Raw genomic sequence first — 17,874 nt, forward strand, 5'->3', positions numbered from 1 at the left:
CTCCTCACCTTAACTTTTTGGCACCGGGCAGGCGTCAGTCCCTATACATCATCTTGCGATTTAGCAGAGACCTGTGTTTTTAGTAAACAGTCGCATGGGCCATTTCACTGCGGCTTTTTTCAGAAACCCTACTCAAAGCACCCCTTCTCCCGAAGTTACGGGGTAATTTTGCCGAGTTCCTTAGCGAGAGTTCTCTCGAGCGCCTTAGGATTCTCTCCTCGCCTACCTGTGTCGGTTTACGGTACGGTCACCATGAGTTGTCCACTCGAGGTTCTTTTCTTGGCAGACCGTGGAGACAGTTTGCATCCTTACGGAATCCTGTTCACCCTGAGGAGCATAATGCACCGGATTTGCCTGGTGCGCTCCGACGGGCTTAACCCAGCATATCCATCAGCTGGTAGTCCTTATTGTCTGCGTCTCCCCTAGTTTCGTCCGTATCATGGTGGTGCAGGAATATTATGCCTGCTTCCCATCGCCTACGCCTTTCGGCCTCGGCTTAGGATCCGACTAACCCTGAGGGGATTTACCTTGCTCAGGAATCCTTAGGCTTTCGGCGAACAAGCTTTTCACTTGTTTTATCGTTACTCATGCCGGCATAATCACTTCTAATTCGTCCAGAGCACCTTACGGTTCTCCTTCAGTCCTACTATAGAACGCTCCCCTACCACACCCCATACGGGCCCCTGACGGAACCCTTCTGGAACATCCACAGCTTCGGTAACACGCTTAGCCCCGGAAATCTTCGGTGCAAAGTCGCTCAACCAGTGAGTTATTACACACTCTTTAAATGATTGCCACTTCTACGCCAACATCCTGGCTGTCTCAGCAACAAAACATCCTTTACCACTTAGCGTGTATTTAGGGACCTTAGCTGGTGGTCTGGGCTGTTTCCCTTTCGTCAATAGAGCTTATCCCCTACTGACTGACTCCCATGCTTAGGACAATGGCATTTGCAGTTTAACTGGAGTTGCTAACCTGGTGGGGCCGCGAGTCCAATTAGAGCTCTACCGCCACTGCCGAACGCATAAGGCTAGCCCTAAAGCTATTTCGGGGAGAACCAGCTATCACCAAGTTTGATTAGCCTTTCACTCCGATCCACGGGTCATCCCCCAATTTTTCAGCATTGGTGGGTTCAGGCCTCCACATATTTTTACATATGCTTCACCTTGCCTATGGATAGATCACTTGGTTTCGGGTCTACTCCATGCAACTCAACGCCCTATTCAGACTCGCTTTCGCTACGACTCCACATCAAAGATGCTTAATCTTGCTACACAGAGTAAGTCGCCGGCTCATTATGCAAAAGGCACGCGGTCATGCATGTCACTTGCGTGACTTAGCACTACCACAGCTTGTAAGCTATACGGTTTCAGGGGCTTTTCACTTCCCTAATGGGGGAACTTTTCACCACTTCCTTCACAGTACTTCGTTCACTATCGGTCGCCAGGGAGTATTTAGCCTTAGGAGGTGGTCCTCCTAGATTCCTACAGGTTTGTCTATCCCGTAGTACTTGGGGTACTCGTTGAAAGGCGCCACTTCTTTCGTCCACGGGACTTTTACCCGCTCCGGTTGCTCTTTCCAGAGACATTAGACTAGAAGCACGGTCCTCTCCGGCGTGTCTGAACCCACACCTAACGAACCCCACAACCCCCGATATACAACGCGTTCAGGCTTGAACATATACCGGGTTTGGGCTCTTCCCTTTTCGCTCGCCGCTACTGGGGGAATCGAGGTTTTCTTTCTTTTCCTCAGGGTACTGAGATGTTTCACTTCTCCTGGTTGTCCCTCGTGTAAACACGAGTAGCAGGGATTAACCTGCTCGGTTGCCCGATTCGGGAATCTCCGGATCAAAGCCTATTAAGCGGCTCCCCGAAGCTTATCGCAGCCTGTCACGCCCTTCGTCGACTCCTGGCACCAAGGCATCCACCGTAAGCTCTTAGTAGCTTGATAAGTAATATCAATTATTCTACCGATTTACCCTCTATATACAATTGTCAAAGAACAACACCTATTTAATTATAGGCGATGGAGCTGAACGGGATCGAACCGCTGTCTGTCATACTTATGACAGATGCTCACCTAAATGAGCGACTCCTATGTGCGTCAATGGTAAGTATACCACAAAAAAATAACTTTGTCAAATTTATTTTGCAAAAAAACCTAATTTTCGCCAAAATTCGACCAACTATCGTTTTTTTTTAGCGTGAGAACCGAATCTGCCGTTCGGTCTCCGAGCCTGCCCACCTTGTTCCTCTCGTACTAAAGGCAATTATGCCTCTCCTGAAGACAGCTAACCCGGATGGAGATGAGCGGATTTGAACCGCTGACCTTCTGGTTGCAAACCAGATGCTCTCCCAACTGAGCTACACCCCCAAACGATAGTATGTAGTATACTACAAAAAATTAACTTCGTCAAATTTATTTTGCAACAGAGTTAAGTATACCACAGGAAACGCTGAATGTCAAATTTATTTTACAACGATATATAGAATAATGAAGAAATCAGGTGCGTGGGGGGCGTTTCCGGAGCCGTTTCATCCATCTTTGCGCCTTTGTGATGTTGGTGTCAAACGGTTCTTTCATCTCAAAGTATTCTGTGTGTCCTGCATATATTTGATGCCAGTCAACAATACAAGGCATTCGGTTTTGGGTGAGGGTCCGCATCAGGAATGCCCGAACCTTGGCACGGGTATCTTGGGGTGCGTTGTCAATAGCGTGCTGAATGTGTTCATCGGTGACAACCCGCTGCATGTGTCCCTGGGCCTCCAAGGCGTAGTAGAGTCCGCTTTCCGTATGGATGTTATGATATTCTAAATCTTGACTTTTAATCCAAGGATCCTCCCAATCTAATTTCTCTTCATCAATGAAGGCTTCGAGCAGCCATTTCTTTGCCGCCCAATCGACGCGATCAATAACATTTAGCCACCCGTCTTCGAGGTCATCAAGGATCGACTCCCATGCCGCAAGCACCCATTCGGTTTCCTCGTCCCGTTCGGTAATCAAAGCCTGAACGAAGTTAAGATACTCTCTCTGTAAATCAACAGCAGAGATCGTTTTTCCCGATTTCAGTTCGACGCGCCACGTGAAGGTATTATCGCGTGAGATGTGCCGGATCGCGTAGACGGGATCCGCGAGTTCGAAACCCGGGAGGGGCAATTTTTCGCCATGCATGTCGTGGAATGTTTCAATAGCAGAGAGCAAAAGTGCAGTCGTGCCTACCTTCAGGGCGGTTGCGTATTCTGACATATTGGAATCGCCAACGAGAAGATGGAGGCGCCGGTATTTTGTGTAATCGCTGAGGGGTTCGTCTCGTGTATTGATGATGGCGCGGCTGAACTGGATCCATTCGTATATTTCAGTGACGATGTGATCGGCGCGCTGCGAGATTTGATAGTATTGATGCTCGGCAAGTTCGTCGTGAAAATCACCGAATTCAATCATTTCATCGTAAGCCCCGACTCTGCCCGTCCCTGCGTAAATTTGGCGTGTAACGAAGAAGGGCATAAGTGTCGGGATGACAACACGGTAAAAGGGAACGTCCCGACTGATTTGGAAGTTTTCGTGACATCCGAAGGTTGCACCCGTAAAATGATCAATATTATTTTTGAAAAACGCCGTGGGTAACCCTGTATCCGTGAGGATATTGTTGATGACATGTTCGATGGCTTTATCGTAAGCGATAAGGTCAAAGAGTGTGCCACATTCAGGGGTCGCATACTCCAGATGCCCCATATCGATGTAGAGCCGCCCACCATTGTATAGAAACCCGCCGTTGCCTGGGGGTTCGCCCCAGTCCCGGTAGTGGATATCCCGAAGACCGAGTTCCAACACATCGAAGACGTAATCTCGGACGCGCGCCGCAACCCCTTCAGAGGTCCCACGAACCCGTTCGGTATCCGTCATGCACCCAAATTCAGTTTCGATTCCAAAAATTCTTTTCTTCATTTTTAATTTTACCTTACGGATTTTTAATTTTACCTTGCGGAGGAACAACGGGCGTTTGGACTATCAAATGCGTTCCTTAAAACCGCCTGAGCCGTTGTTGCAGGCTACAGGTTGGTAGAAAAAGGAAAAGAAATTATGGGAGGGCAGTTTCAATTTCCTGAGAGGTTAGCAGCCGAAATTTACTCGTTCCGCGTTGGGTTGTCTCCAAAACCCCTGCTTCAATTTCACCATCTTCTCGTGCAAGCTTGATAATTTCGTGCATCTGGGAAGTATCTATCTGGGTGTCCTCCGATTCGGCTTCCTCCGGTTCCCGTGAACTCAATTCTCTACCGACTGCCCACGCTTCTAAACCCAACTGGAGGGCAGCGGCTAAATCTCTGTCGGCATCTGTAGAAGCCGTCGCGAGATAGTTTTGCATTCCCGTCTCGATGGCTTCTGTTCCGCCGATAACGGTAGCGGTTGTGTCTGTTCGGACGTTCCCGTCGTAGTTGATACAGGTAAAACGGTTTTTACCGTCTGTGCTGCCGAGTTCAGCGAGCAACATTTTAATGATATACGCTTCACCGACAATGGACTCGAACGCTTGTTTAAAGGTATGTGCTAAAACGAAGTTCGTGAGTCGGTGTAGGTTGACATCTTCGGTGGCATTTTGGAAACCTTGGACGCTGGCGGTATCGGTCACAAGCATTCGGAGGCGTTCAATATCGGCGGGATGTCCGATTGCGGAGAGTGCGATTCGGTCATGCACTTCAAAAATTTTGCGTTGTCCTCTACCAATCGTGAGGAGTACCATGCCTTGGTTATAGGTAAGCCCTACAACGGGACTTCCGACCCGAAGTTGGTCTTCAATGTAATCTCGTCGGTCTTGAATCGCTTCTATCCAGCGATACGGTTCATCTCGCATTCTTTTAACTTTCCTTGCGGTTTTTTAATTGTTCCTTGCGGTTAAACGCCGCGGGTTTGTGCTTTGACATCTCGTTCTGAAATTCGCTCTCCATTTCATTACGAGCTGCGCGCTTTGGACGATTTTTTAATTTTTCCTTGCGGTTCGGTTAGGTGCGTTTGGAGAATACTGTGCGCTTCCGTATCCGTCCTCCTTGTGCAAGCCTCTATAGGAAACCTGCAGGACAATGTTACGAACTACGCGCGCTCTATAACAGACCTTGGAAATTCGGTATAGATGCGAGACTAAACAGTCTCTCCGTCGGGTTGTGCTTCAGCGTAACAGGTTTCCAATTCATCGTCAGGAATATCTTCAACGCCGGTGCGTGTCACAGTTTTGATATTTGGGAATATTTGTGCCCTTGCATTGTAACCGCTTGTTGCGGCATCGTACTCGCTGGCTGTGTCCAAAAGGCGTAAGATCGTGATGGTCGCCTGCCGCTCATCCATCTCCCGCAAGGGGGTATCACCGAATCGAGAGAGATAGCGTAAAACGCCGCGGATCCAGATGGAGCCGGAACCGGTCGTGGCAAAATTGACGTTTTCAAAATGTGCACCGAGTGCGTCATAGAAGAAAATCTTGCCGCCATTCTTGTCATCAGCGGTATTCAAATCGTAGAGTGCAAAGATCGGGATAACGCCCCCGATACCTTGAAGTGCCATCGGCAGATTCTCCCGGATGAGCCGCGATAGCATTCGGAGCTTGCCTTCAAGACTCAATTCTTGGAGCTGGCTGCGGCGAAAGTATTGAAACGAATGCTCCAATATTCGGGCGATCTCATAAGCGATTGCGGGTGAACCTGAAATAGCGAGCACAGAATGCCTATCAATCTGTAAAACCTTCTCTGCGCGATCATAGATGACAGAAGTGCCAGCGGTGGCACGCCGGTCACCTGCGATCATAACACCCTCTCGGTAACGAACAGCAACAACGGTTGTGCTATGTGCTATCTCAATGTCAGCACCGTGCTGTGATGTTTCCGACGGCACATCTATTGTCAAAGGATAGTTTGCTTGTTTTAAAAGACTGAGGAAATCCCCTTTATGGTTATCGCTTGATTTAACGCTTTGCGAATTATTAAAAAAAGCGTTCATTACTCCCCCGTTCTTTGGCGATACCGTCTGGACTGATCTTTGTCAACACGGCGCATCCGTTTGAGCAGTTCTTGTGTATCGGGCCGGCTGACTTTCTGTCTTTTGGGTCCCTCGTTATCACTATCACCATCACCGGGACCGATGGGTTTGGTGTCCCTTTGTTTCCGTTCAAGTTGAGCAATCATTTTGGCTGTCATTTTATGTCTCCTTTTTTATAGATGCAACTTCTCAATGAGCGTCTCAACGGTTGGCGATTGATCGAGCACCTCGTTATATTGGCGTGCGATCGCCGCATCCGCGAGGGCATTTAGATTGACTTCGCGGGTGCGTCCGTTTACAGTGAAGGTAATACTATCCCACTGTATCGCCTTTATGGCACTGCTGAATCGATCTACAGCGCGTCCGCGGAAGTATGCCCGTGTGTCAGCAGGTGGATTATGGAGGGCGGCATCAATCTGTTCGTCCGTGACGACGCGCCGCATCGGAATCCCATAGTATAACCCTTCATCAAGATCGATGTTGTGATATTCTAAATCCAAACTTTGGAGCCATGGGTCGTCCCAGGCGACTCCCTCTTCCTCAGCAAACGTTTCAAGCAACCATTTTTTCGCGACCCAATCCAGTCGATCCGTGAGCGACATTGGGTCCGCCTCAAGGGTGTTGAGGGTATCCTCCCACTCGGTGAGCACCCAGTCGGTTTCAGGGAGGAACGAGGTTACCTCGCTATTGCTAAGATACTTCTGTGCGAGGGCAAGATACTCACGTTGATGGTCGATGGCGGACATTGTTTTCCCTTCCGCCGTCATTACTATCCAACGATACGTCTGGTCATGCGATACAGTTTTGATGGTATCAATGGGGTTGACGAGTGCTAAGTGCTCTGGGATCCGTCGTTGTTCAATCAAGGTAATCACAAGTGCTGTCGTGCCGACCTTGAGTGCCGTTGCGTATTCGGACATATTCGCATCGCCCGCGATGCCGTGTAACCTACGATATTTAGAGGCATCCGCATGCGGTTCATCTCGCGTGTTGACGATAGGACGGTTATGCATGGTATCCACACTCGCCTCCACGTGAAAGAAATCGGATCTTTGAGATAACTGGTAGTGTCCTGGGGTCGCGAGTCCGGCTTCTGTTTCAATGCCGATCTTTCCTGCGCCTGCGAAGATCTGGCGTGTAATAAAGAACGGCATGATACCTTGCTTAAGCGTTTCAAACGGTACTTCGCGTGCCATCAGGTAGTTATCGTGGCACCCGTAACTATGCCCATGGAAATCGGTATTATTTTTGTATAAAAGCACCCGTCTTCCGAGTTTCTGACTGCGTGTTTCGGCACACCGTTGAAGGATGCGTTCGCCGGCTTTATCGTGTGCGACGAGGTCGAAGAGACGACTGCATTCAGGCGTTGAATACTCCGGGTGTGCGTGGTCGTTGTAGAGCCGTGCCCCGTTAGCGAGGATGTGATCGCTTTTGATTTCAGCAAAAGAGAGCCGTTCTTTAAGATTGCGGTTCCGGTCGCGTTCTTCCTCTTCCTTCTCATCAGGGTGATTGGAGAGGGCATTCGCCCGAAAGCCGCGTTCATCTCGAAACGGGTCCTCGCCGCGGTAGTCCCACACGGGTCGAAAATCTTCCTGTCGGTAGCTTTTTATGAGCTCAATAGATTGCTTGACGGCATCAAGGTGCGCTTCATTTTCGAGCGTTATTCCGTATTCAGTTTCGATTCCAAAAAGTCTTTCCATATTTTAAACTACGAGCCCCTGGACTGCGCGCCCTTCTATTACGCGCAGGTTTCTGGTGAAGTCCCAACTGGATTTGAGGAGCGATACATCCCAAAATAACAACAAACACATAGCCCGTAATGAAATGGAGAGCGGATATACGGAGAGGCTCGTTTTTTATTCACCTCACCGAACCGCACGGAAAAATTAAATAACGCGTGATCCGGAGGCTTTGCGTCGCTCCTGTTTCTCCGCCTTGATAGGTGTAACTTTGACAACATTCGCTGGATCGTAATCAAGGAGTTTGAGCCAGTCTTCAGTCGCCTCAGTCGGCGGGAAGATTTCGCTTTCACCATATTCTGCTGCGAGAGCATTTAACAGGTCGGCGCGTGTAATACCACTTTCCTTCTCTGGGTTCTGAATCGCACGTTTGAGTGCGGATTCCTTCGCCCGCTGCACAATCGACTCAATAATCGCCCCGCTGCAGAGATGTCCTTTATAGAGGATATCACGTCTGCCACTCCTGAGAGACACTTCAAGGAATCGGTTGTCTTCGTCTTCACGGAACATTTCATCAACGACCTGTGCGATAAGATCTGCAACGGCTTTCTCAGCCGGGATAACTTCAGGCGGTGTTTCACCCTTTCCTGTTTCGGTTTCCTTCTCCGCATCCAAGAGTGAAGCGATGGGAAGTTCAGGAGTGAGATAGATACGGAAGATATCCTTTGCAGCCTCTGCATCTGGACGTGTTACTTTAATCTTTCTATCAATGCGCCCTGGACGTAAAATGGCAGGATCAATCAAATCAGGACGGTTTGTCGCTAAAATAATGACGACATCCTGCAGTGATTCAATACCATCCATCTCTGCACAAAACATCGGGACGAGTGTATTCGAGATACTGTGGGATCTGAGTGCCCGACGGGTCCCCAGTATTGACTCGGCTTCATCGATAAAGACGAAAGCCAGTTTGCCATCCTCTTTTTTCTCACGGGCGATCTGAAAAATTTCTCGCACCTTCCGCTCGGATTCGCCGAGCCACATGTTGAGAATCTCGGGTCCCTTGATATGTAAGAAACAGCCTTCAACATCCTCGCCGCTTTCCCTTCGGAGCCGCTGGGTTAAATTGTAAGCCGTCGCCTTGCCAATGAGCGTTTTTCCACAGCCTGGAGGTCCGTGGAGCAGGAAACCTTTCGGTGCGCTATATTGGAACCGTTCAAAAAGTTCGGGGTGCAGGATCGGCAGTTCAATCGTGTCCTTAATGCGTTGGATAGTTTCCTCAAGCCCGCCGACCTTTGACCAGGGTATATTCGGGACCGCCTCAAGCGCGTAAGCGTCTGTCTCTTTCGCGGCGATATGTTCAAGGGCGACACGGAAATTGGAGTCAATCCGCACCTCATCACCGGGCTTCAGTTTTTCATCTACGAGGTCCGTGGAGCGTTCAAGGATGACGGTTTGAGCGTTCGGTTCTTGACCGATCCGGAGCCGTCCATCCGGCATGACATCGGCGATCTTTGCAATGGGACCTGCATCGTTGTATCCGAGTTCACCGACAACGACAAAAGCGTCGTTCAGTAGGATGCTGAACCCCTTTTTAAGGTTGGACGCTTCCAGTTCCGGATCAATATTCGCATAGTATTCGGAGCCACCGACGATAACGCGGGCAATGTCTTCTTTGGGCAATCCGAGCAAGGTTCCGATCCGGTTCGCCGGTGCAGTGAGTTTTTCAATCTGCTCCTCCATTTCGGCGTGGATACGGAGTGCCTCTTGCTGAATGGCACGGACCCTCTCCTGAAATTCACCTTCATCGCTGAGAATAGAGCGACGGAGTTCCATGAGCCAGCGACGGCGCCGGTCATCTACCGGGGTCTCGGCGATAATGTGGTGAATTAACTGCAAGGAATAGCCAGAACCCATTGCCTCCTCTTCAGGAGTGAGTTCCTCTTCAAGTTCCTCGTCATCTTCAATAAACAGGTCGTTCCCATCGGGACCTGGACCCGCAGTTCTACGATTCTTCTTATCGTACATTTGACATCTCCTCAGACAGCGCGGATGACTTTACGATAGAGTTTACCACATTTCCCACAATTTTACGAATATTTATTTATTTATTTATATCCTACTTAAATTGCGGTATACTGCGATAATTTTCAATAGTTTAGCACAACTTACAACACAAATGCAAGAAAAAAAACAAGTTTAGGTGGAATTTCGTTCGCGAACGATTAACTTGACTTCTGTCAATCCGTATGTTAGGATAGCCATCGGGATTCGGGGATCCCTCCTATAAGAAATTTGCGAGGTAAACAGGAGAAGCAATCTTATGACACTCATATCTCTGTTAGAACACTCAATCCAACACTATGGCAGTAAACCCGCATTGGCGCATAAACCGAAAGGTGGCACCTATCAAGACATCTCTTATGCTAAATTTGGCGAATCGGTGGACGCTTTCCGTAAAGGGTTAAACGCTTTAGGGGTGCAAAAGGAGGATCGGGTCGCACTTCTCTCTGAGAACCGTCCCGAATGGGCAATCACGGATTTTGGTAGCCTCAAAGCCGGTGCGGTAACCGTGCCGATGTTCTCAACGCTGACTGCGGCACAGGTCGGTTATATTCTAAAAGATTCCGGATCAAAAATTATCTGCGTCTCCACGAGCCGGCAGTTGGAGAAGGTAACCGCTATCCGGGATGAAGTGCCGACACTTGAGCAGATAATTGTCTTTGACCCGATTGAAGGTGAACTCCCTGAAGGTGTTATCCAATTTGAGGAAGTCTGCGAACTGGACGGACAGGCAACAGATGCCGACGTGAGCGAAAATGACATCGCAACGATTATCTATACTTCAGGAACAACAGGAGACCCGAAGGGGGTCATGCTAACACATGCGAATTTCATTTCAAATTTACAGGCGTGTAAATCGCTGATTGAGGTCAGTGATGCAGACGTGTTGCTGTCGTTCCTACCGCTATCACACGTATTTGAGCGGCTCGGCGGGCATTATGTGCCATTGTCCTCAGGTGCGAAGGTGGCTTACGCCGAGAGCACGTTCACGGTCGCCCAGAATATGCGGGAGGTTGCCCCGACAGTGATGCTCAGTGTGCCGAGACTCTATGAAACCATGCATGACAGAATCCTGCGTGCCGTGCAGGAAGGCTCATCGCTCAAACAAAAGATTTTTCATTGGGGTGTCTCCGTGGGTTCATCCGTCAGTTCAGCGATTCAAAAGGGAAAAAAGCCGTCTGCAATTTTGCAATTACAACAGAACATTGCGGACAAACTGGTTTTCGCGAAATTGAAGGCGGCAACGGGGGGGCGGCTACGCTTCTTCGTCTCAGGTGGCGCGGCGTTACCACAATCGATCGCCGAGTTTTTCCACGCGGCGGGCATATTGATTTTGGAAGGATACGGTTTAACGGAGACATCGCCTGTCATTAGTATGAACCATCCCGCACAATGGAAGTTTGGAACGGTTGGTGTGCCTGCCCCCGGTGTAGAGGTGCACATCGCTGAAGATGGTGAGATTCTCACCCGCGGTCCACACGTCATGAAAGGGTATTTCAATAACGAAGCCGCGACAGCAGAGGTTATCGACGAAGAGGGGTGGTTTTACACGGGCGACATCGGTCTCATTGATGAGGACGGGTTCGTTAAGATTACCGATCGGAAGAAGAATATTATTGTGCTTTCCAACGGTAAGAACGTCGCCCCACAACCGATAGAGAGTGAATTGGTGCAAAGTCCGTTTATTGACCAGATTATGCTGGTCGGCAACGAACGTAAAAATCTCGCGGCACTGATTGTTCCGAATTTCGACGCACTTAAGGCGTGGGCAGCGGAGAATAACGTTGCAACGGAACGGACGGACGGGGAAACCCCGCCCCTACATGAGACGCGGGAGGTCCAACAACTCATTCAAGGTGAAATCCGAAGTCGGTTGACCGATTTCTCGGACTTTGAACAGGTGCGACGGTTTAAACTCCTTGAAAAGGAGTTCTCACAAGAAGCGGATGAGATGACACCGACGCTGAAGTTGAAGCGGAACGTTATTATGGAGCGATACGGGGATGCGATTGCGGAGATGTATCCTGAGGACGCTTAATCTACATCTATCTCCTGACTGCCATCCGGATGACCGATTACGCTGTGGTCGCCAGACTTAATCACCAGGTATGCTCTTATGCCCCTCTGCTTCATAGTGTTGGACCATAGCCTCCAATGCTTTTAGTCCTTTCGCCTTAGATTCAGATCACCGACATTTTCAAAAGATACATCGGGACTTTCATCTTCGGGCAGTAGCTGCCGGGTGTTATTCACAGTATCGGGTCCTGCGGTGGATGAGTCTCGCGGTGTTTCCGGGGTGGCATCAGATGTTGACGGCGGTTTCGGCAGACTTTCTACAAAGTTTTTCGTTTCCCACTGGACATAAACGACCCCCACACCTATCAACAGTAGAAAGACTATAGAGATAAAAGCAAAAGTTCTCATTGGAAACTCCATTTTGTCGTGAGTTCAGGAGAGTAGCCTCCTGAATTAAGTCTATTAAGCAAATTTCATGCCAATTCGATGAAAAATGGTATTTTCTCAGCGAAAATTGCTAACATTGCAAAAATCTTTTCACGATAGAATGCTTCTAAACCCTTATATCCACAGGGTTTATCAACTGCTGCCTATAACTTCCAAATTTCAATTTATAGTAAAACCCGTAATTACCTTTACACTTTTTTGCATCGGCGAGGTTAGGAAACCTCGCCTACCGGGGGCAGAAGTGTAAACTTATTTTCAAAATCTACTATAAAAGTTTGTTTTGCGGAAAAAAGCAGATGCCCTCGGGCCCTTCAGGTTATCGTCTGGACGCAAAAATTGCGTCACGACACGCAAAAATTGCGTCACTCGGGACCCCAATAGTTTGGCGCGCGTCTTTTCTCGTAAAAAACAGAGTGCAAATCCTTGGGGCAAACTCATGGCACTGTGGGTGCCATTACCGCAAGCCCGTGCTTGATGATCTCAATTGTGGCAGGGGTTTCGCACATCGGCTCGCCATCGGCATACAGCAGCATGGGGGTATCCGTCTCAATTGTTAAAGTGCGGGTCTGGTGCATGGATACGGCAGGATGTGAAACGTGTCCCCCCCAGAAAAGTGTCACCAGTAGCCGTAACACCGTTAGAGAGGACACTGGACGGATAATACAAACATCGAAAAGTCCATCGTCGATGCGAGCCTTCGGCACAATCTGAAACCCACCCCCGTATCGATTTGTGATGCCGGTCGCAGCGAGGAGGAGGGGTCCCTCATGGACACCAAAATCGCCTTCAAGACGGACGAACGGCGGGTCGTAATAGAAAAGCGTCTCTACGGCTGCGTAAGCATAGGAGGCAGTGCCTGCAAACAGCGGTGTGCCCTTCGCCGCCCGACGACTCACCTCCGTATCGTAACCGCAAGTGGCGATGGTAATGAAGTAGTTTTTAATTTTTCCTTGCGGTTCGGTCGGTGAGGTTTGGACATTGAAGCACCTTTCCGTAGATCCTCCCTCCATTTCATTACGGGCTACATCATCTGGATTAACAGTTGACTGCTGGTTGCTATTCTGGTAGCAACATCCTAAATCCACACGGATAGGTGTGCCAGATAAGAGGGTTGCGATTGCGACTTCCGGTTTCAGCGGCACACCTATCGCAGCTGCAAAATCGTTGCCACGACCACACGGGAGCACACCCAAGGTTACATCGGGAACGGTTGCAATACCATTGACGACTTCGTGGAGTGTTCCATCACCTCCGCACGCAATTACGGATCGGATGCCATCGGAGACGGCTTCTTGTGCGAAACGCTTGGCATCGCCGGATGCCGAAGTGAAGGTCAATTGTCCCTGAGCACCAGATTCAGTGAGCGCAGTATACGCCTGTTCAGCAATGCTTTTCGCGTGTCCTTTACCTGAAATGGGGTTTGCAATGAGAATAAAATTGTTCATTTTATGACTGCGATTTTGCCTATCCTTTTTTCGGTCTCAAATTCAAGAACATAGATATAGATACCGGTTGATACGTCTGCGGTGTTGTTGCTCGTAAGCCACCATTCCTTGCGGTTGTGATCCTGATCGGTCACATCCAATGTTTCAAGCAACTCACCGCCTGCAGTAAAAAGTTGGATGCGGGTGCCGATAGGCAACCTATCGAAAGTGATTGCCCCTTTGTCAGCGATGTTAGGACGAACCGGATTTGGATAGACCCGCACCTGCGTCAAGTCAGACACTGCCATTCCGATAACATCGAGGGGTATTTCAAGCGGTTGTGTAGAAGCACGGATAGGATTCTCATCAATATCGACCACATTGGAGACGGTAATCTCATATTGGTCTGTCGTATCAGTGAGCGATTGCCCGAAGTGCTCAAGCAGATTGCCTGTATCAAACGCCAAGAGTGCGCGCCGCCCCATCCTGTCGCGGATAGCGGACACCGGACTCACCCCACCAATCCGCTCAGCGGCGCGTAAGACATAGCGGTTCTCGTTCCCAATCCCGGGATCCATCCGTCGGTCAAAGGTGACGATGACCCAGAAATTTCCACTCGTAGACACCCCATTGGGTATCTGAATTTCAGATTCTGGAAACCGAGTTGGATGTCCATCCCCTCCTGGACGGTGATAGGTCGCCCCAATCAGCTGCGGGGGTTCCCGCGGTGTCGCAGAAACAGGTTCGGTGCGTTCCGTTTCATTCCCGTTTTCGTCTTTCGTTGTGATAGCGTACCAGTAGGTATTATCCTTCGTAACCCGCCTATCGAGAAACCTCGTGACGGTGAGGTTTTCTGACACCTTTTCATAAGCGTTAGTGGCGGGTCCTTCCCTTTTTTCCCCTTGTGCACGGTAGACAGTAAAGGAGCGCGTCTGACCTGTCTGCTCCGTATCCGTTTCGTCGTTCTCCTCGGCATCCCATGTAACGTGAACCGCTTTCTGTGTCAGCGGTCTTGCTTCAACGTTCCACGGCTTAAGCGTATCAATGGCATTCGGGTCGGTTGCGTAGATGGATTCAAAGTGGTAGATACCCTCTTCAAGGTTAACGTAAAATTCATCGAACCCGTTTTGGTTGAGTTCCGCGGTAAGGAGCGCGGGGGTTTCCGCCATCTTTCGGTGCCAGAGGGGGACCATCGCCGTTCCATCCCACTGCATCACATAGAGATTCGGATAGGTCGCGATGACCAACCGATTGTGACCATCACCTTCCAAGTCCGCGATTGCGAGACTATTCCCGCTTCGTCGGTGCGGTGCAATCGCGACAGTCGCAGGACGCGTCCCTTCCGAAAGCACGGCGTAGCCGTTTAACGTATGCGTGAAGACAAAAAACTTCCAGATAAGTGGTCCCGAAGGGTTATCCGGTAGCGACAGTAAACCGCCAACAACAAACTCAGGTAAACCATCACCCGTGAGATCCCCGGTAGCGAGTTGCGTGATGTCCTCAAGCGGAAGTTGTGTCTGCCATTCAAGGCGGAACGTGTTACGGATAGAGGTAGACTCATAAACGAAAAGATCCCCTTCGCTATCCGCTGCTATCAGTTCCGTGCTCCCATCGGCATCAAAGTCGTTAATCGCGAAGTTTTGCGCGAATACATTAGAACCAGCGGACTCGTTCATCAAAACAGCCCTCTCAAGATATGTGCGTGTCGCAGGGTCGTATTCATAAACAAGGAGTCGGTCATTGTTGTTATCCGCCCCGATAATTTCCTTTTGTCCGTCACCATCCAAATCAGCGATCGTGCCACCGGCGAGAAACGGGGTTTCCCAGATGATCTGGTGCGGGTATCCCCGGGGTGTAAGACTCTCCATAAGAAAGGTTCTTGCATCGTCGGTCGCCAAGACTTCGAGCAAACCGTCGTTATCGGTGTCATCTACTGTCCACGTAACGAATTTTTCGAGATTGGAGAGCCCCTCTACGCTCTCAAGGGTATGTGCCAGTTCATACCGCCCGCTTGGAAGCCGTTCATAGACTGCGAGGATAGTGGACGGGCTGGGTAACCCAGCCCCTACGGTGTCAAGCGTTTCCGAGGACACCGGACTCCCGACGATTTCAAGCTGACCGTCTCTGTCGAAGTCTGCGGTGACGCTGGCGATGTGGAGGGGTGGGATATTGAGAAATTTTTCAGTGAATCCGCTCGGCGAGATATAGCCAGCGACAACCTCAGTGGTATAAAACGCGCCGCCGTTATCCTCTCTCGTCTTGAGGTTTGTCGTGTTCTCTGCTTCAACAAAAAACTGGTAAGTTCCGCGCTCTAAACCCAGAAATAGGAATTGTTCTACGCCGAGATCGGTTGTCTCAATAGGAGCGAAAGGCGCGAGACTCCCCTTTCGCCGATAATAGAGTGTATTCAGGGTGACATCATCTGTTGCCCATGTAAAAATGGTAAGGGGTCGCTCACCGTAAAGTGTATCCGTTGCGGTAAGGGAAATGATTTGTGGGGGCGTCCGGTCTACACTCAATACGACTTGATCGTGTATCTGTTGTCCATCCGTGGCGGTTGCCGTTAAACGGACGGTATAAGTCCCTTCTGGGACGGTTGTGGTATCCCAAACAGCCAACGTCTCACCGATTTTTTGGGCGTTGGAAGATTGTGTGAAAGGCGTAAATTGGGTTGGAACTGTAGATTCTCCGTAACTGAGCTGCCAAGAACGGAACTTATAGCCACCTGCGGTCCCAACAATATTAATTGAATCCGCGCCGCCACTATTGGTTTCAGGTGCGAGGATACGTGCTTGTAATACACCGCTTGCGAGGAGTGCGCGTTCGGCATTGACAGTGCCCGCCCCTACAAACCTCTCATCCAATGCCTCGCTCTCCTCTTGGTAAACAGGATCGGCGGTGCTAATGAGTATATGTCGCACCTCTTCATGTGTCAGGGCGGGACGTTTGGCGAGTAACAACGCCGCAACACCCGCCACGTGTGGCGATGCCATTGAAGTCCCAGTGAGGAGCCGATATTGGTTATGAATCTGCGTGCTGAGAATCACGTTGCCGGGAGCACCGATGTCCACAGATGCACCAAAATTAGACTGGTAAAACCGTTGCTGATTCTGTTCAGTAGATGCGACAGCGATGACCTTCCGATAGGCAGCAGGAAAGATCGCGGTAGGCTTCTGCGAATTGCCGGCGGCGGCGACAAGGATTGCATCCCGTGCATACGCGTAATCGATTGCGTCCTGAATAACGAAAGAGCGACGCTCACTGCCCCAACTCATATTGACGACCCTCGCGCCGTTGTCAACGGCATAGACAATCGCCGCGGCGGAGTCGTCATCCTGCATCCGAGAACTCCCACCTATCGAGAGTCCAGCGCGTATTGCCATGAGCGGACAGTCCCAAGCCACCCCGGCGATACCGATCCCGTTATCAGGCATAGCCCCGGCGATACCCGCGACGTGTGTGCCGTGTCCTTTCTCATCAATCGGCTCGTTATCGCCTTCAAGGTAATCACCCTCTGCTTGCAAATTAGGCGCGTCGGTAAAATCCCAACCGTAAACATCATCAATGTAGCCGTTGCCGTCGTCGTCTAACCCGTTTTCAGGCATCTCGCCCGGATTTATCCACGCCTTGGGTGCCAGATCATCGTGTCTGTAGTCGATGCCGGAATCAATAATGGCGATTACAACGTTCCTGTTGCCTTTTTCGATTGCCCACGCCTGTGGCAGCTTCATCAACGGTAGGCTCCACTGTTCAGGATACTTCGGATCATTGGGAACGACACCGGTTGCCAGCGTTGGACGGAGGTAATTATACTCGACAGCCTCAACGAGTGGACTCTGTTCGTAAACAGCCCTGAGATCCTCAAGCGGCGCGTCAGGCGCAAATCGCAACAGATAGATACGCTTTAGGTTAGAATTCAGCGACGGACGCTCGATGTAGGAAAATAACGGATGTAGGGATTCAACCTTATGCTGGACGTGCAAGATAGAGATTGGCGCGTTCGCCTGCAACCGATCAAGCTCCGATGCCGAATCAGGCGTTAAGCGGATGAGCAATTCACCCGGAGTTATGTCGGAAGCGGTGTTCGCGAAGGGCAAGTTCTCCGCTTTCATCTGAGAGAATTCGGAGCAGATTGCCATTATTAAAAGTAGGAGGGTTATTAACAAAACCTTGCAGTGTTCCATAATGAATGGCTATCAATTATCAGTCTTGAGTTAAAAGAG

Annotated in this window: 10 protein-coding genes, 1 tRNA gene and 1 rRNA gene; 1 reads left to right on the top strand and 11 read right to left on the bottom strand. The window is 49.9% G+C overall.

Features of this window, described 5'->3' with window-relative positions; translation table 11 throughout:
• From F4X88_19790 to F4X88_19825, 8 genes are all read right to left on the bottom strand, one after another.
• Positions 1-1,949: ribosomal RNA gene (locus F4X88_19790) — 23S ribosomal RNA — on the bottom strand; the annotation flags it as partial.
• A gap of 351 nt (positions 1,950-2,300) precedes the next feature.
• Positions 2,301-2,373 (bottom strand) — tRNA-Ala (locus F4X88_19795).
• A gap of 129 nt (positions 2,374-2,502) precedes the next feature.
• Positions 2,503-3,945, bottom strand: a complete 1,443-nt coding sequence (locus F4X88_19800) for a proteasome accessory factor PafA2 family protein (protein MYA58525.1) — start codon at positions 3,943-3,945, stop codon at positions 2,503-2,505.
• A gap of 133 nt (positions 3,946-4,078) precedes the next feature.
• Positions 4,079-4,849: a hypothetical protein gene (locus tag F4X88_19805; protein MYA58526.1), complete on the bottom strand. Its 771-nt coding sequence runs from the start codon at positions 4,847-4,849 to the stop codon at positions 4,079-4,081.
• 284 nt (positions 4,850-5,133) lie between these two features.
• The gene (locus F4X88_19810; protein MYA58527.1) at positions 5,134-5,982 is read right to left on the bottom strand and encodes a proteasome subunit alpha; all 849 of its coding nucleotides are present in this window, start codon (positions 5,980-5,982) and stop codon (positions 5,134-5,136) included.
• Positions 5,982-6,179, bottom strand: coding sequence for a ubiquitin-like protein UBact (locus F4X88_19815; GenBank protein ID MYA58528.1), 198 nt, complete (start codon positions 6,177-6,179; stop codon positions 5,982-5,984). Before F4X88_19815 ends, F4X88_19810 begins: the two co-directional genes overlap by 1 nt.
• A 15-nt stretch (positions 6,180-6,194) precedes the next feature.
• Complete coding sequence (locus F4X88_19820) at positions 6,195-7,721, bottom strand: proteasome accessory factor PafA2 family protein (protein MYA58529.1); 1,527 nt, start codon at positions 7,719-7,721, stop codon at positions 6,195-6,197.
• 186 nt (positions 7,722-7,907) lie between these two features.
• Positions 7,908-9,728, bottom strand: coding sequence for an AAA family ATPase (locus tag F4X88_19825; protein MYA58530.1), 1,821 nt, complete (start codon positions 9,726-9,728; stop codon positions 7,908-7,910).
• A gap of 295 nt (positions 9,729-10,023) precedes the next feature.
• On the opposite strand from F4X88_19825, the gene F4X88_19830 reads away from it, so the two are divergent.
• Positions 10,024-11,802 (top strand): long-chain fatty acid--CoA ligase, encoded by a 1,779-nt coding sequence (locus F4X88_19830; protein ID MYA58531.1) that lies wholly within the window; start codon positions 10,024-10,026, stop codon positions 11,800-11,802.
• A gap of 122 nt (positions 11,803-11,924) precedes the next feature.
• Here the strand turns inward: F4X88_19830 and F4X88_19835 are convergent, their stop codons facing one another.
• The 3 genes from F4X88_19835 to F4X88_19845 all read right to left on the bottom strand — a co-directional run bounded on the left by F4X88_19835 (position 11,925) and on the right by F4X88_19845 (position 17,835).
• A complete protein-coding gene (locus tag F4X88_19835; GenBank protein MYA58532.1) occupies positions 11,925-12,188 on the bottom strand; it encodes a hypothetical protein in 264 nt (87 codons plus the stop codon).
• A 473-nt stretch (positions 12,189-12,661) separates the two neighbouring features.
• The gene (locus F4X88_19840; GenBank protein MYA58533.1) at positions 12,662-13,672 is read right to left on the bottom strand and encodes a diacylglycerol kinase family lipid kinase; all 1,011 of its coding nucleotides are present in this window, start codon (positions 13,670-13,672) and stop codon (positions 12,662-12,664) included.
• Positions 13,669-17,835: a S8 family serine peptidase gene (locus F4X88_19845; protein ID MYA58534.1), complete on the bottom strand. Its 4,167-nt coding sequence runs from the start codon at positions 17,833-17,835 to the stop codon at positions 13,669-13,671. Before F4X88_19845 ends, F4X88_19840 begins: the two co-directional genes overlap by 4 nt.
• Between the last annotated feature and the right edge of the window lie 39 nt (positions 17,836-17,874).

This window comes from Candidatus Poribacteria bacterium, assembly GCA_009839745.1.
Classification (GTDB): Bacteria; Poribacteria; WGA-4E; order WGA-4E; family WGA-3G; genus WGA-3G.

Bases quoted from the DNA above. Each gene is read 5' to 3' on its own strand.
- F4X88_19835 (MYA58532.1), bottom strand. From the start codon at position 12,188: ATGAGAACTTTTGCTTTTATCTCTATAGTCTTTCTACTGTTGATAGGT.
- F4X88_19820 (MYA58529.1), bottom strand. From the start codon at position 7,721: ATGGAAAGACTTTTTGGAATCGAAACTGAATACGGAATAACGCTCGAA.
- F4X88_19840 (MYA58533.1), bottom strand. From the start codon at position 13,672: ATGAACAATTTTATTCTCATTGCAAACCCCATTTCAGGTAAAGGACAC.
- F4X88_19805 (MYA58526.1), bottom strand. From the start codon at position 4,849: ATGCGAGATGAACCGTATCGCTGGATAGAAGCGATTCAAGACCGACGA.
- F4X88_19845 (MYA58534.1), bottom strand. From the start codon at position 17,835: ATGGAACACTGCAAGGTTTTGTTAATAACCCTCCTACTTTTAATAATG.
- F4X88_19810 (MYA58527.1), bottom strand. From the start codon at position 5,982: ATGAACGCTTTTTTTAATAATTCGCAAAGCGTTAAATCAAGCGATAAC.
- F4X88_19825 (MYA58530.1), bottom strand. From the start codon at position 9,728: ATGTACGATAAGAAGAATCGTAGAACTGCGGGTCCAGGTCCCGATGGG.
- F4X88_19830 (MYA58531.1), top strand. From the start codon at position 10,024: ATGACACTCATATCTCTGTTAGAACACTCAATCCAACACTATGGCAGT.
- F4X88_19815 (MYA58528.1), bottom strand. From the start codon at position 6,179: ATGACAGCCAAAATGATTGCTCAACTTGAACGGAAACAAAGGGACACC.
- F4X88_19800 (MYA58525.1), bottom strand. From the start codon at position 3,945: ATGAAGAAAAGAATTTTTGGAATCGAAACTGAATTTGGGTGCATGACG.